This window comes from Psychrobacillus glaciei, from assembly GCF_008973485.1.
GTDB lineage: Bacteria > Bacillota > Bacilli > Bacillales_A > Planococcaceae > Psychrobacillus > Psychrobacillus glaciei.
Genome location: NZ_CP031223.1, coordinates 3,800,980 through 3,815,026, shown reverse-complemented (window position 1 = coordinate 3,815,026; position 14,047 = coordinate 3,800,980). Strand labels below are relative to the sequence as shown.

At 37.6% G+C, this 14,047-nt stretch carries 14 protein-coding genes; 9 read left to right on the top strand and 5 right to left on the bottom strand.

The window, feature by feature from the left end; genetic code table 11:
- Positions 1 to 65: 65 nt before the first annotated feature.
- Both PB01_RS17975 and PB01_RS17970 read left to right on the top strand, forming a co-directional pair.
- Positions 66 to 590, top strand: a complete 525-nt coding sequence (locus PB01_RS17975) for a DNA topology modulation protein (protein WP_151701443.1) — start codon at positions 66 to 68, stop codon at positions 588 to 590.
- A 114-nt stretch (positions 591 to 704) separates the two neighbouring features.
- Positions 705 to 1,289, top strand: coding sequence for a DNA-3-methyladenine glycosylase (locus PB01_RS17970; RefSeq protein WP_151701442.1), 585 nt, complete (start codon positions 705 to 707; stop codon positions 1,287 to 1,289).
- Between the two features lie 89 nt (positions 1,290 to 1,378).
- Here PB01_RS17970 and PB01_RS17965 read toward each other — a convergent pair whose 3' ends face one another.
- Positions 1,379 to 2,179, bottom strand: coding sequence for a GNAT family N-acetyltransferase (locus PB01_RS17965; protein WP_151701441.1), 801 nt, complete (start codon positions 2,177 to 2,179; stop codon positions 1,379 to 1,381).
- Between the two features lie 158 nt (positions 2,180 to 2,337).
- Positions 2,338 to 3,522, bottom strand: coding sequence for an NO-inducible flavohemoprotein (hmpA, locus tag PB01_RS17960; RefSeq protein WP_151701440.1), 1,185 nt, complete (start codon positions 3,520 to 3,522; stop codon positions 2,338 to 2,340).
- Positions 3,523 to 3,697: 175 nt separating this feature from the next.
- Here hmpA and PB01_RS17955 point away from each other — a divergent pair, with 175 nt between their 5' ends.
- The 3 genes from PB01_RS17955 (at position 3,698) to PB01_RS17945 (ending at position 6,032) form a co-directional block, all read left to right on the top strand.
- On the top strand, positions 3,698 to 4,141 hold the full coding sequence (locus tag PB01_RS17955; protein ID WP_151701439.1) for an Rrf2 family transcriptional regulator: 444 nt from the start codon (positions 3,698 to 3,700) through the stop codon (positions 4,139 to 4,141).
- 45 nt (positions 4,142 to 4,186) lie between these two features.
- Entirely contained in the window at positions 4,187 to 5,113 is a 927-nt protein-coding gene (locus tag PB01_RS17950; protein ID WP_151701438.1) for a manganese-dependent inorganic pyrophosphatase, read from the top strand.
- A gap of 214 nt (positions 5,114 to 5,327) precedes the next feature.
- Complete coding sequence (locus PB01_RS17945; protein ID WP_151701437.1) at positions 5,328 to 6,032, top strand: DsbA family oxidoreductase; 705 nt, start codon at positions 5,328 to 5,330, stop codon at positions 6,030 to 6,032.
- A gap of 41 nt (positions 6,033 to 6,073) precedes the next feature.
- On the opposite strand, the gene PB01_RS17940 is transcribed toward PB01_RS17945, so the two are convergent.
- A complete protein-coding gene (locus tag PB01_RS17940; RefSeq protein WP_225986097.1) occupies positions 6,074 to 6,430 on the bottom strand; it encodes a DUF2500 domain-containing protein in 357 nt (118 codons plus the stop codon).
- Between the two features lie 101 nt (positions 6,431 to 6,531).
- Here PB01_RS17940 and PB01_RS17935 point away from each other — a divergent pair, with 101 nt between their 5' ends.
- The 4 genes from PB01_RS17935 (at position 6,532) to PB01_RS17920 (ending at position 12,313) form a co-directional block, all read left to right on the top strand.
- A complete protein-coding gene (locus PB01_RS17935) occupies positions 6,532 to 8,067 on the top strand; it encodes an FAD-dependent oxidoreductase (RefSeq protein ID WP_151701435.1) in 1,536 nt (511 codons plus the stop codon).
- A 217-nt stretch (positions 8,068 to 8,284) separates the two neighbouring features.
- Positions 8,285 to 8,746, top strand: a complete 462-nt coding sequence (locus PB01_RS17930; protein ID WP_151701434.1) for a PadR family transcriptional regulator — start codon at positions 8,285 to 8,287, stop codon at positions 8,744 to 8,746.
- A gap of 14 nt (positions 8,747 to 8,760) precedes the next feature.
- A complete protein-coding gene (locus PB01_RS17925) occupies positions 8,761 to 10,503 on the top strand; it encodes an ABC transporter ATP-binding protein (protein WP_151701433.1) in 1,743 nt (580 codons plus the stop codon).
- 118 nt (positions 10,504 to 10,621) lie between these two features.
- Positions 10,622 to 12,313: an ABC transporter ATP-binding protein gene (locus PB01_RS17920; protein ID WP_225986287.1), complete on the top strand. Its 1,692-nt coding sequence runs from the start codon at positions 10,622 to 10,624 to the stop codon at positions 12,311 to 12,313.
- Positions 12,314 to 12,459: 146 nt separating this feature from the next.
- Here the strand turns inward: PB01_RS17920 and PB01_RS17915 are convergent, their stop codons facing one another.
- Complete coding sequence (locus PB01_RS17915) at positions 12,460 to 12,744, bottom strand: hypothetical protein (protein WP_151701431.1); 285 nt, start codon at positions 12,742 to 12,744, stop codon at positions 12,460 to 12,462.
- 115 nt (positions 12,745 to 12,859) lie between these two features.
- Entirely contained in the window at positions 12,860 to 14,035 is a 1,176-nt protein-coding gene (locus PB01_RS17910) for an amidohydrolase (RefSeq protein ID WP_151701430.1), read from the bottom strand.
- Between the last annotated feature and the right edge of the window lie 12 nt (positions 14,036 to 14,047).

Genomic DNA, 14,047 nt, shown 5'->3' with positions numbered 1-14,047 from the left:
TTCATTTTGTTTGGAAGTTAAAACATAGTAAAATGAAGAAATAGTAACACAAGGGGAGTGGGGACTTGGGAGAATTAAAACATAAAAGAATCCTAATCATAGGCTCGAGTGGTGCAGGGAAATCGACATTATCAACAAAGCTGGCAGAAAAGTGGCAATTACCGTTAATCCATTTAGACGCACTCTTTTGGAACGCTGGATGGGTTCCAACTCCAAAGCCAGAATTTAGAGAAAAAATTCAAGAGAAATTAAAAGAGGATGAATGGATTATTGATGGTAATTTTGATTCTACTTTAGAGTTAAGAGCCAAGTATGCGGATTTAATTATCTTCTTAGATTTCCCAAAACTTCTATGTACGTATAGAGTTTTGAAGAGAGCATGGACTTACAGAGGAACTACCCGCTCTGATATGGCTCCTGGCTGTGAGGAAAAAATAGATATAGCATTTGCGAAGTGGGTTTGGCGTTTTCCGAGAGACGCTCGTCCAGGAATAGTAGAGATTTTAAGGGAAGTCAAATCAGATATATGTATATTACGAAGCCCAAAGGAAGTAAAAGGTTTTTTAGAGAGTTTAACAAGTGTAAAGTAGTAGAGGATAGAATAGGAAGTCTATACTTAAGCGTAAAAAAACTTATTTCTATTAAACAACCGAAATTCAGAGAAGAATTAACATTTGAAGTAGAGAAAATGGGGTTTACTTAAATTGAAACTAATTGATGCAACTTTTTTTCATCAGCCAACATTAGAACTTGCAAAAAAATTATTAGGAAAATATATTGTGCATGAGCACAATAGTGGATTACTTGTCGGTAAAATTGTGGAAGTGGAAGCATACATGGGAGCGGAAGATAAAGCGGCGCATAGTTTCGGAAACCGAAGAACAAAGCGCACGGAAGTGATGTTTGGAGAACCTGGTCTTATTTATACGTACCAAATGCATACACATACGCTGATTAACGTAGTGGCTGGAGTGGAAGGAACACCCAATGCCATTTTGATACGAGCAGTAGAACCAATCGAAGGTCTTGAACAAATGAAAGAATTTCGAAATGACCTCCCGATGAAACAATGGACAAACGGCCCTGGCAAATTAACAAAAGCATTAGGAATCACGATGGAATACTACGGAAAAAAGTGGACGGAAAAGCCTTTGTACATAACAGAAGGTGTGGAATTACCTTCAATTTCTACTGGACCTAGAATAGGTATCGATAATAGTGGAGATGCAGTACACTACCCATATCGGTTTTGGGAAACGGACAATCCATATGTATCGAAAATGAGATAGGAAGTAATGGGTGAATCAGCGTGCTAATCGCAAACTCACCAATTAGTAAAGACCGACCAAAATAATATTGGTCGGTCTTTACTAATTGGTTATATCAATTTACCCATATAGAACTCATCGACAAAGTGATCATTAATAATTAAAGCATTTTTTCGGTCGCCTTCAATTTCGAAACCAAGCTTTTTATAAAGCTTTTGTGCATTTGTATTCTCTTTAATGACAGAAAGCTCAAGCTTTGAAATTTCCACCTCTTTTGCCCATTTTTCCCCATGATGCATAAGAGAAGAAGCAATCCCTTTTTGAGAGAATTCCTGTTTTACACCAATAACTACAGATGCTCTATGCAATGCACGTGGAGCTGGTCCGCCGGTAAATAATACATACCCAGCAAATTGTCCATTCATGATCGCAAAAAGTAAAATAGAATTGGATGTATTTCTCCAATTAGTCATTTCTTTTCGAATGCTTTGGACAGTCATTTGTATGTCTGATTTTCCATACAACATAAAGTCTGTTTCAGAGAAAATGGATTCCTGTAAGCGAATGAATGAACGCGCATCTTCTAATTCTGCTTCCCGTATGATAAGAATATCCTGTTGGTTATTTTCATCTAAGAGTCTTTCTTCTTTTTCTATAACGTTGCTATGAAAAAGAACAGATTTCCCTAATTCTACCGATTTTACGGAGTATCCATTATCTGTCCATGCGAAATAATGTAATGCAGGTGGCTTTGTTTTTTTCCACCAACTACTACTTAAATACGCAGCGTTCGGCAATATTTGCCCAATGACTGCTTCAATTTCACTATATTGTAATGTAATTTCTTTATTAGTTGATTGTTTAAAAAAGTTTGCAAGTGGTATGTATTTGCTCTCAAAAAGTTTGGCCATTATTTCACTCTTTTCTTTATCTACAAGAATTATAGTATAATTATAGCACCAAATACTTATATGCACACTACTAAAAGCTTATTTTTGCGTTAAATACTTCCTGTAATTAAAAAGTATTACTTCAAAATGAAGTAATACTTTTTAATAGTTAACTAATATTAAACTTCCATTAATTCTAATTGTAGAGCAGGGCCGAAGAATTCATAGTGAATTTGTTCAGTTGAATAACCAAGTTCGAGTAGATGATTAATCATTACTTCCATAAATCCAACAGGTCCACAAACGTATACATCGCCATCGATGCGTGCGTATTCTTTCAATACGTCTTTTGAAATGAAATCTTCACTTTCAGAGTAAAGTGCCACGTATTTCGCATCATCCATTGTTTCTATTAAAGTACGAATATCTTTATCAAATGGATGAAGGTTTTCATTGTGGGCACTATAGATAAAGGATACAGGGCGACTTGGTTGGTTTTTCGCAATTGTTTCGAACATACTTATCATTGGTGTAATACCAACTCCACCACTCAAGAAAGTAGCAGGATTTGTTTTTTCTTGATCTAAAACAAATTCCCCAGCTGGAGCAGTAAGTTCTACTGTATCACCAATGTTTACATTATTGTGTAAATGAACCGAAACTTTTCCTTCTGGATTATTTTCGTCTTCTTTTTTTACGGAAATGCGAAATGTTTCGGAATCAGCTGCTTTCGATAAGCTATATTGTCTGTTAAATAAATATTTTTCCCCTGGAATACTAACGCGAATTGTAATGAATTGACCAGGTTCATAAGTAGGTAATATTTCTCCATCTACAGGTATTAAGTAGAAAGAGGTAATATTGTCACTTTCTTTTACTTTATCTACTACAGTAAAGTCTTTAAAGAATCTCCAACCACCTTCTTTTGACTCAGCTGATACATACATTTCTTCTTCGATACCGATAAACGCATTTGCAATTACTCCATATGCTTCAGCCCATGCATTAATAATGTCGTCTGTAGCCGCATCGCCTAATACTTCTTTAATAGCACCAAGTAAATGTTCTCCTACGATTGGATAATGTTCAGGTTTGATCCCTAAGCTTACGTGTTTTTGTCCAATTTGTTTTACGGCTGGGATAATAGCTGCAAGGTTATCGATGTGAACCGCAGCTGCATATACAGTGTTTGCTAAAGCGGTTTGTTGGCGGCCTTTTGCTTGGTTTGCGTGGTTGAATATATTTAAAAGTTCCGGATGTGCAGCAAATAGATCTTTATAAAAAACGGTTGTAATTTCTGTTCCTCTAGTTTCTAAAATTGGTGCAGTAGATTTTACAATATCAATTGTTTGTTGAGATAACATGATCTTCACACGTCCTTTTCTTTTTCTTGTAGTTTATGAATACAAGAATACTCCCGCATTTTCTTTAAAGCAATATTTTAAATACATCTTTAAGATGGCTTTAATAAATCAGACACATTTCTTTCACGACTTTGTCATAATCGTTATAATGAGAATGAAGAATGGCGGTGGCAATATGAGATTGACTATGTATACAGATTTCTCGCTTAGAGTGCTAATATACTTGGGAACAAAAGAAAGAAATGAACTTTCGACAATTCAATCTATTTCAGATGCGTATAGTATTTCGAAAAACCATTTGATGAAAGTAACGCATGAATTAGGAAAACTCGGTTACATTGAAACGATTCGAGGAAGAGGTGGCGGTATTCGTTTAGCATTGGAGCCGACAGCTATTAATATAGGACAAGTTGTAAGACAAACAGAAGACGACTTTCACTTAGTAGAATGTTTTGATTGCAAAACGAATACTTGTGTCATTACACCTGCTTGCAGTTTGAAAGGTGCACTCCATTTAGCCTTAAAGGCGTATTTAAATGTGCTAGATGAATATACGCTTGCAGACTTTTTACATCAAAAATCCCAATTAGCAAATTTACTTTTCAATCAGCAGCGATAAGTATGATAAAATAAGTTCGGCAATTGATTTTTAGGAGGATTATTCATGGAAAAAGTATTAGTATTTGGACATAAAAACCCTGACACAGACACGATTACATCTGCAATCGTATACGCACATTTAAAAAATGCAACAGGCATAGAGGCGGAAGCAGTTCGTTTAGGCGAGCTAAACAATGAAACAAAATTCGCTTTAGAAAAATTTGGATTCGAAGCACCAAGACTAATCGGAAATGTTTCGACAGAAGCGAAAAAAGTAATTTTAGTAGATCACAATGAAAAGCAACAAAGCGCAGATGGTATTGAGGAAGTGCAAGTAACGGAAGTAATTGACCATCACCGTATTGCAAACTTTGAAACAGCCGAGCCATTATACTATCGTGCAGAACCAGTTGGATGCACAGCTACTATATTAAATAAAATTTTTAAAGAAAAAGGCGTAGAAATCCCAGCAAATATTGCAGGATTAATGCTTTCAGCAATTGTTTCGGATACTTTACTATTTAAATCACCAACTTGTACAGAAGAGGACGTAGCTGCTGCACGAGAGCTTGAAAAAAACGCAGGGGTAAACGTAGAAGAGTATGGTCTAGCTATGCTAAAAGCAGGAGCAGATTTAAGCGATAAAAGCTTAGAAGACCTTTTATCACAGGACGCAAAAGAATTCGGCATGGGCGATTACAAAGTAGTCATTGCACAAGTAAACGCAGTAGACGTAAACGACGTAATGGATCGCCAAGGAGAACTAGAAGAATTGATAAATCGTGAAATTCAGGAAAAAGAATTGGATCTATTCTTCTTCGTCGTAACAGATATTCTAAACAATGACTCAGTAGCACTAGCACTTGGAAAAGTAGCTCTAAGAGCAGAAGCTGCATTTGGAGTGAAATTCGAAAACAATACTGCTCTATTAAAAGGCGTGGTATCTCGTAAAAAACAAGTAGTGCCAGCATTAACTGAAGCATTAGTGTAATAAAAATAGAAGAAGGCTATCTTTGGAGTTGCTATTTATTTATAGCTACCTAGAGATAGCTTTTTTTCTCAGAAAATCCAGTCTAATCTCAGAAAAGCTCGGAGTATCTCAGGAAATACCAGTTGAATCTCAGAAAATCCATATTTATACATCAATAAGCATTTAAATTGTTGAACTCCATGGAAATCTTTACAATGAAATGGAGGTGAATATGATGAAAATTGAAGTATGGTCAGATTTTGTATGTCCTTTTTGTTATATAGGAAAAAGAAGATTAGAAGAAGCGTTGGAGCAAACAGGTTTTGTAAATCAAGCTGAGATTGAATTTAAAAGTTATCAATTAGATCCAAACACCCCGAAAGTTTCAGAGAAGAGTATGTATGAAGTACTTGCTGAAAAATACGGTTCTACAGTGGAAGCTGCAAAAGATATGACTACACAAGTCGCAGAACAGGCTAAAACAGTTGGGCTTGAATATAATTTTGATGCTATGAAACCTGCGAATACGTTGGATGCACATCGAATTGTTAAATGGGCATCTGAGCAAGGGAAAGCGAATGAAGTAAATGAGTTAATGCTGCATGCATATTTTATTGAAGCAAAAGAGATTGGTAAACATGAAGTGCTCCTGGAATTAATCGAGTCAATTGGTTTATCAAGTGAAGAAGCAGTAAAAGTGTTGAATTCGGATGCGTATTTGACAGAAGTTCAAGGGGATATCGCTAGAGCAGTACAAATTGGCGTACGTGGCGTACCATTTTTTGTATTAAATGATAAGTATGCAATTTCTGGTGCTCAACCTACCGAAACATTCGTTGGCGCATTGAATAAAATTGCAGAAGAAGAGGGTATTTCACCGAAACTCCAGCTACTTGGAGAAGATGCTAACCTTTGTATCGATGATACATGTGATATTTGACAAAATAGTAAGCCAGCTAGGAAGAGTCCTAACTGGCTTTTTTATGTTCTTCTTTCAAATGAATGAAATCTAGTACCTTGGAAAGTTAAAACTCCAAGGTCTTCCTCTGCAAGCATTCCGTATTCATGTCCACTTAGTCTAAATTCCGTGCGGTCGCCACTTTCAAATTGATATGTTACGTAATAGGAAGTAGATGCAGCAGTATCTCCAGCTCCGCCACTAGTTTTCGAACGCTTTGTTACAACTTGTGCGGGTACAGAAAGCTTAGGAGAACTATTGTTGTTATTCCATTCAGTTAATCCCTTTACAATTGCGAAGATAATAAGTCCAACTATGAAAATAAAAAATAATCCGAAAAATATAGGGATACCCCCAAAGATAAATCCGAAATTATCCACTTTAAATCCTCCTAACAAAAAAACTGTTTTTATCATATACGCAAAAGTTTGAATAAAGTTTCGTTTATAGATAGACACTAGAAGAAAAAGGAGGAAATACGATGACAGATAAAATACTACCTAGTGAATCCCAGTCCTATTGGCGTGCATCAACAGATTTTCCAGTGTTTCCAAAATTAAGTGAAGACATTGAAACGGATGTCGTAATCATAGGGGCAGGACTTACCGGGATAACTGCGGCTTATATGTTGAGTACAAGTGGACAAAAAGTGATGGTAGTAGAAGGAAGTAGAATATTAGAAGGGACAACTGGTTTTACAACAGCGAAAGTGACGGCGCAGCATGGTCCCATTTATCAACAACTAATCACTGCATTTGGAGAAGTTAGTGCAAGATTATATTATGAGGCAAATGCAGGCGCCAAAAATTTCATGGAAAAAACGGCGAAAGAATTAGGAATCCTCTGTGATTTTGAGAAGGTAGATGCTTTTTTATATGCAGATACAGAAGATGGTGTGGATGTTATAAAAAAAGAAATGGATGCCTATCAAAAGCTTGGAATAGAAGGTGCGACACTCACAAAGGAGACAGGTCTTCCATTCATCGTGAAGGAATCACTTAAGTTAGAAAACCAAGGGCAATTTCACCCACTAAAATATGCGACAGGTCTGATGAAGAAAGCAATCGAAAATGGTGTGCAGTTTTACGAGCAGTCGCGTGCAAAATCCATTCATTCAACGAATCTAGTGGAAATGGTCGAGGGCCATGAAATACGTGCGAAGAAAATACTCGTTTGCAGTCATTTCCCTTTTAATGATGAAGATGGGCTTTATTTTACAAGAATGTATGCCGAAAGATCTTATGCGGTGGCAGCGCTTGCGGAGGCAAATTATCCAAAAGGAATATACATTAATGTAGAAAAGCCAACTAGATCCATCCGGACTACAATGGGGATAGATAGTAAAAGGTATTTATTATTAGGTGGAGAGGGACACACTACTGGAAGATTTCAAGGCGACATGACGACTAACTATGAGACGTTGGCTGCATTTGGTCGAGAACAATTCAAAATAAAACAATATTCCTATCGTTGGTCAGCACAGGATTTAGTGACACTAGATCAGCTGCCTTACGTTGGAGTGATGACATCAGGGCTTCCAGATGTACTAGTTGCAACCGGCTATGCAAAATGGGGAATGACAAATAGTACAGTAGCCGCTAGAATAATGGCTGATAATGTCTTAGGAAAAGAAAATCGTTTTGCAGATCTTTATAATCCGATCCGTTCGAAAATGAAAAAAGAAGATATCAAAAGTTTGGCTAAATTTAACGCAAGCGTTGCAAAAGAACTCGTCAAAGGAAAGACCGAAAAAATTGATGTCCTCTTTAAAGATTTAGAGCTTGGAAAAGGGGATATTGTAAATCTTGATGGCAAAAAAGTAGGTGCATTTAAAGATGTAACAGGTAAAGTGTATTTAGTAAAACCAGTGTGCACACATCTTGGTTGCGATGTCGTATTCAACGCCGCCGAATGTTCGTGGGATTGTCCATGTCACGGATCTAGGTATACGTTTACCGGAGAAGTGTTGGAAGGGCCGGCTTATGAGCCGTTGGAGAAAATAGAATATGCAGAATGACTATCCAGTAAATGGATAAGGGAGATCAAATCGAACATGAAAGCAACCAATTAAGTTATAAGAGCAACCAATCAAATCATGAAAGCGACTTAATCAATAGCGAGAGCAACCAAATTACAAAGAGCTCAGAGAAAAACAAAATCTCTAAGCTCTTTTACTATTGTTTTTAATCGATATATCGATTAAAATTGTCGATATAGTTAAAGGAGTGGATTACATGAAAAGGCGGAGAGGGTTTGTGCAGATGGCGATTCTGCATTTACTTGGGGAAGAACCGATGCATGGATATCAAATTATGAAGGAATTAGAAAGTAGGTCGGGAGGACTTTATTCGGCAAGTGCTGGCACGGTTTATCCTGCGCTTCAAGAATTAATGGAGCGGGATATGATAGATCTCGATCCTGGATCAGATAAGAAGACCTACTTTATGAAAGAAAAAGGGACAGAACGCTTAAACGAATTTGTAGACCGAAGAGAAGGTGAATTCTGGAGTGAGTGGGAGGCGCGATGGGTTTGGCAAAATTCTGAAGAGGCTGTCCAACTTAAGGAAACGATGGATTTATGGGAAGCTGAACTAAGAAAAGCAATCAAACAAGCACGTCGAAGTTCTGAAAGTTCTTCAAAGTTAATTAATTTTATAAAAGAAATAACTGAACGTATACAGAGAGAAAACCAATAGGGAGGGGAAATTAGATGAAATCCCTAGGTAAATTACTTCCATACATAAAGCCGTATACATTATTTGCGATTTTAGGACCGCTTTTAATGTGTATTGAAGTAGCGATGGATTTGCTGCAACCAACGATTATGCAACATATTATTGATGTGGGAATTACGAATAATGATAATGCTTATGTTATTAGACTTGGCCTATTAATGCTTCTGACTGCTTTTATTGGATTAATTGGCGGGGCTGGTAGTTCTATTTTCAGTACGAAAGCAGCCGTCAATTTTGCGGCGGATATTCGTCGCGATGTTTTCAAAAAAACGGAACAGTTTTCGAGTAAAAATACGGATTCATTTGGTGCTGGGAAACTAATCACAATCGTAACCAACGATGTAACAGCTGTTCAGCAAGCATTAATGATGACGTTGCGCATTTTTGTACGTGGTCCACTGTTGTTTATAGGAGCAGTGTTTATCGTTTGGTTTACAGCACGTGATTTGTTTCCTGTATTATTAGTGGCAATTCCTATTTTAATGGTTTTAATTTATTATTTTTCATCACAATCAGGCAAATTGTTCGAGAAAGTGCAAAAAGCAATGGATCAAGTGAATACAAAGTTACAAGAAACATTCGCAGGTATTCGGGTAATCAAAGCATTTGACCGGCAGGATTATGAAATTGAAACGTTTAAAACAGTGAACGACACGTTAACGAAGCGAAATATGTCTGCCGAACAAGTCATTTTGGCGTTAATGCCAATTATGCTTTTTGTCGTGAACATTGGCGTTGTTGTAGGAATGTGGATGGGAGCGATAAAAGTAAATGAAGGGACGTTGCAAGTAGGCGTTATTCTTGCTTTTATTAACTACTTAAATATTATTATGAATGGGCTAATGACGAGTAGCCACGTATTGATGCAAATTACGCGTTCCTTTACTTCGGCCAATCGGATTCAGCAGGTACTTCAAACGGAAATTGATATTCAAGAACCGGAAATATCCATCTCGTCTCCAAAAATTAAAGGTGAAGTAGAATTTAAAGACGTAAATTTTAGTTATAGTAAAAACGGGGAGTATGTACTAAAAAATATTTCGTTCCAGGCAAAAGCGGGAGAGACAATTGGTATTATAGGTTCTACTGGCAGTGGGAAATCTACGCTACTCAAACTAATTCCGCGCCTTTATGACCCTGACTCTGGTGAAGTTCTAATAGATGGTGTCAATCTAAAGGAATATCCACTAGGGATGCTAAGAGGGTCCATTGGTTTTGTCCCACAAAAAGCTATGCTGTTTTCGGGAGAAATTGAAGATAATTTACGCTATGGAAAAGAAGAAGCGTCCATTACAGAAATGGAAGAAGCGGCACAATCTGCTGCAGCAAGTGAATTTATTGAAAAATTGGATGGGCAGTTTGCTCATGAACTAATGCAAGGAGCGACGAATCTTTCAGGAGGTCAAAAACAGCGTCTGTCGATGACTCGGGCTTTTATACGTAAGCCGAAAATTTTGATATTAGATGATTCGACCTCGGCAATTGATGCTTTATCGGAGGCATCGGTTCAACAAGCATTAAAACATAGTCATTCAGATACGACTGTGTTCATTATTTCAGCGAAGGTTTCTTCGATTATTGATGCCGACCAAATTCTTGTGATTGATGATGGAACGATTGAAGCAAGTGGAACACATGAAGAGTTACTAGTAAGAAGCAACGTTTATCGTGGAATTTACCAAACACAAACTGGGAAGGAGGTTCTTTCCTATGAATAAGGCATCCGCACAACCTGCACCAAATGCGATTGGGCGTGCACGCGGACCAAGAGGATTTGGCGGACCGGTTGTTAAAGCAAAGGATAGAAAAGGCACGATTAAGCGTATATGGAAGTACATGGAGAAGCAAAAGCTAGCGATGATAGCATCTATTATTTTTGTTGTCATTTCTACGCTTTTGAATTTACTTGTACCTTATTTGATAGGTGTCATCATTGACCAATACATCATCCCAAAGGATATGAATGGGACACTCCGGTTTTTGGTATTATTAGCTGTTATTTATATTGCTGCAGCCATGTTTACTTGGTTCCAAACGTTCTTAATGGTGCGAGTATCGCTTAAGACGATTCGAGTGTTACGCCAGGATTTATTTGGAAAGTTTCAAACATTGTCATTACGCTTTTTTGACAAACGCACACATGGTGATTTAATGAGCCGGGTAACGAACGATATTGAAAGTTTGAATAATGCGCTTAGCCAAAGCGTCATCCAAATTTTTTCGTCTATTTTAATGGTGTCGGGAGTTACGATCGCAATGTTCTTACTAAATTGGGTGCTTGCTATCATATCACTATTAGTAATTCCATTAATCATCTTTACAACGAAGAAAATTATCAAATATAGCAGTAGTAATTTCATCAAAAGACAGCGTGATTTGGGCGAGTTAAATGGGTTTATAGAAGAAGCAATTTCCGGAAATGAAGTAATAACACTTTTCGGGCAAGAGGAAAAGGCATTTAAGAAATTTGATATGGTAAATGAAAGATTGCGTCATTCGGCAACTGCTGCTGATACCGTTTCAGGATTCCTTGGACCAATTAATAACTTCATAAACAATCTAGGACTTGCACTAATCATTGGAGTGGGTGCACTTATGACGGTTCAAGGGATGGCCACTGTAGGGATAATTGCCGCCTTCGTCACGTATTCCCGTCAATTCTTTCGGCCAATAAATCAGCTATCTAGTCTATTAAATACATTCCAATCTGCTATAGCTGGAGCAGAGCGGGTTTTTGAAATTATGGATGAAACATCAGATATGACGGATAACGAGAATGCAATGGAGATTGATGCGTTGAAAGGTGATGTGGAGTTTTCGAATGTGAACTTCTCTTATGAAAACGGAAAACAAATCTTGAAAAATATCAGTTTCCAAGCAAAAGCTGGGGAGAAAATTGCATTAGTAGGTCCAACTGGTTCAGGGAAAACGACGATCATTAACCTATTAATGCGGTTTTACGACATCAACTCTGGTGAAATTAAAATCGACGGTCGAAGAATTCAAGATTATAAAATTAGCAAACTCCGTGAAAAAATAGGTATTGTTCTACAAGATACATTCTTATTTTCCGGAACGATCATGGAAAATATCCGCTACGGTCGTCTAGAAGCAACTAATGAAGAAGTCATTGCAGCTGCCAAAATGGCATCAGCACATGGGTTTATCAAGCACTTACCAGGGCGGTATGAGACACATATCACTTCTGGTGGGTCCAGTTTAAGCCAAGGACAACGACAATTACTGGCAATTGCCCGAGCGATTTTAGCGGATTCAGATATACTAATATTAGACGAAGCAACATCAAGTATTGATACGAGAACCGAAATCGAAATCCAACAAGGACTAAATCGATTATCGGAAGGACGTACAAGTTTTGTCATTGCACATCGACTAAAAACAATTGAAAACGCCGACCGAATTTTAGTCATCCATCAAGGAGAACTTATCGAATCGGGAACACATGAAGAACTGCTTAAACAAAAAGGATTTTACCATGAACTGTATGAGAGTCAGTTTAATATTTGAATGAAAAAGCTTGCAAGATGCCATCTAGAGGCATCATGCAAGCTTTTTATTTGGATGTAAGGAAAGTAGGGATGAAAATCATCAATAAAACACCTATTTGTAAAGGTAAAAAAACAATCGTGCGGAATGAACTCTGCACGATTATCCTAAGAAGATATTGGATTTGTCTCACTTAAAGCCCTTTTTTGTAAATCTAAAATAAGTGGATCCGATGATGTTTCCAGTAAGCTTGATTGTTTTTGCTGCAAGTCTAGTCGCATCTTTTCTGTTTCGATTAAAAAGGTATTATATTTCAGTTTTTCTAGCTCGATTTCATCTTTTACAATTTGTGCCCTCGCTTTATACGATTTTCGTAAATGAGTAGTCCATATTGCAGAAAGTGGTATAGAAAAAATCATTACTACAGCTACTAACCCTACAAGTTCTCCCATCTAAAATCCCTCCTAATACATTTTCTTAAGTATATACGAAATTGATAGAGGATAGTTTCAAAATTGAAAAAACTACTCTAAATAATTTCAGAGTAGTTTTTGTTGGAAAAGCAGATTATTTATTCAAATAAGCCCAAGCGTACTGTGCATATAACTCTGCTCCAGTAACCAGTGCATCTTCATCGATATCGAAATTTCCGTGATGGTGAGCCCATTCTGTATCTTTTTCAGGATTTCCACTTCCTACAAGCGCAAAACTGCCAGGAGCTTTTGTTAGGAATGCAGAGAAGTCTTCTCCACCCATTGTTGGTTTTTCGTTAAAGAGAACATCCGGACCAAATGCTTCTGCAGCCACTTGTTGCACAAGTTTTGCGCTTACTTCATCATTGTCAACTGCATCCGTACCTCGAATGTATTCCACCTCTGCAGTAGCACCGTAAATATCAGCAACGCTATCGGCATATTCCGTAATACTTTTTTCAATGTGATCACGCGTATCTGCATGGAACGTACGAACGGTTCCCTCAATTTCTGCATTTTCTGCAATTACGTTAAATCTTGTTCCAACGACCATTTTACCGACGGTTAAAACAGCGGGGCTTTGCGGATCGATCGTTCTAGAAATAACCGTTTGCACATTCATAACGAAAGAAGAAGCAACGATTGCTGCATCGATACAAGCCTCTGGAATAGCACCATGTCCACCGCGTCCTTTGAACTTCACTTTGAAAATATCCGCAGCAGCAAATGATGGTCCCGGCGTACAGGAAACTTTATGAGTTGGCATCTGAGACCAAATGTGAATGCCGAATACATTGTCCACACCATTCATTGCACCTTGGGCTACCATTGCTTTTGCACCTGCAGCAGCTTCTTCAGCTGGTTGGAATAGGAGACGCACATTACCTGGGAGTTGATCTTTTATTTCGGATAATGCTTTTGCTGCAATTAGTAACATGGAAGTATGCGCATCATGTCCACATGCATGCATTTTTCCTTCTTCTTTAGATGCATAAGGCACATGCGTATTAAGTTGTTGAACAGGAAGTGCATCCATATCTCCACGAAGTGCAACCGTTTTGCCTCCAGGCGCTCCTTGGATTTCAGCGATAACCCCTGTAGGTTCAGTTTTTCGGTATGAAATGCCAAGGTTATCTAAGTATTCGCAAATAAATGCTGTCGTTTTGAATTCTTCAAAAGATAGCTCTGGTTCGCTATGTAGTTTACGACGTAGTGCGGTTAACTCTTCCTTATTAGTTGTAACCGATTGTTTAATAATTTGATTTATCATTGTTCATTTTCC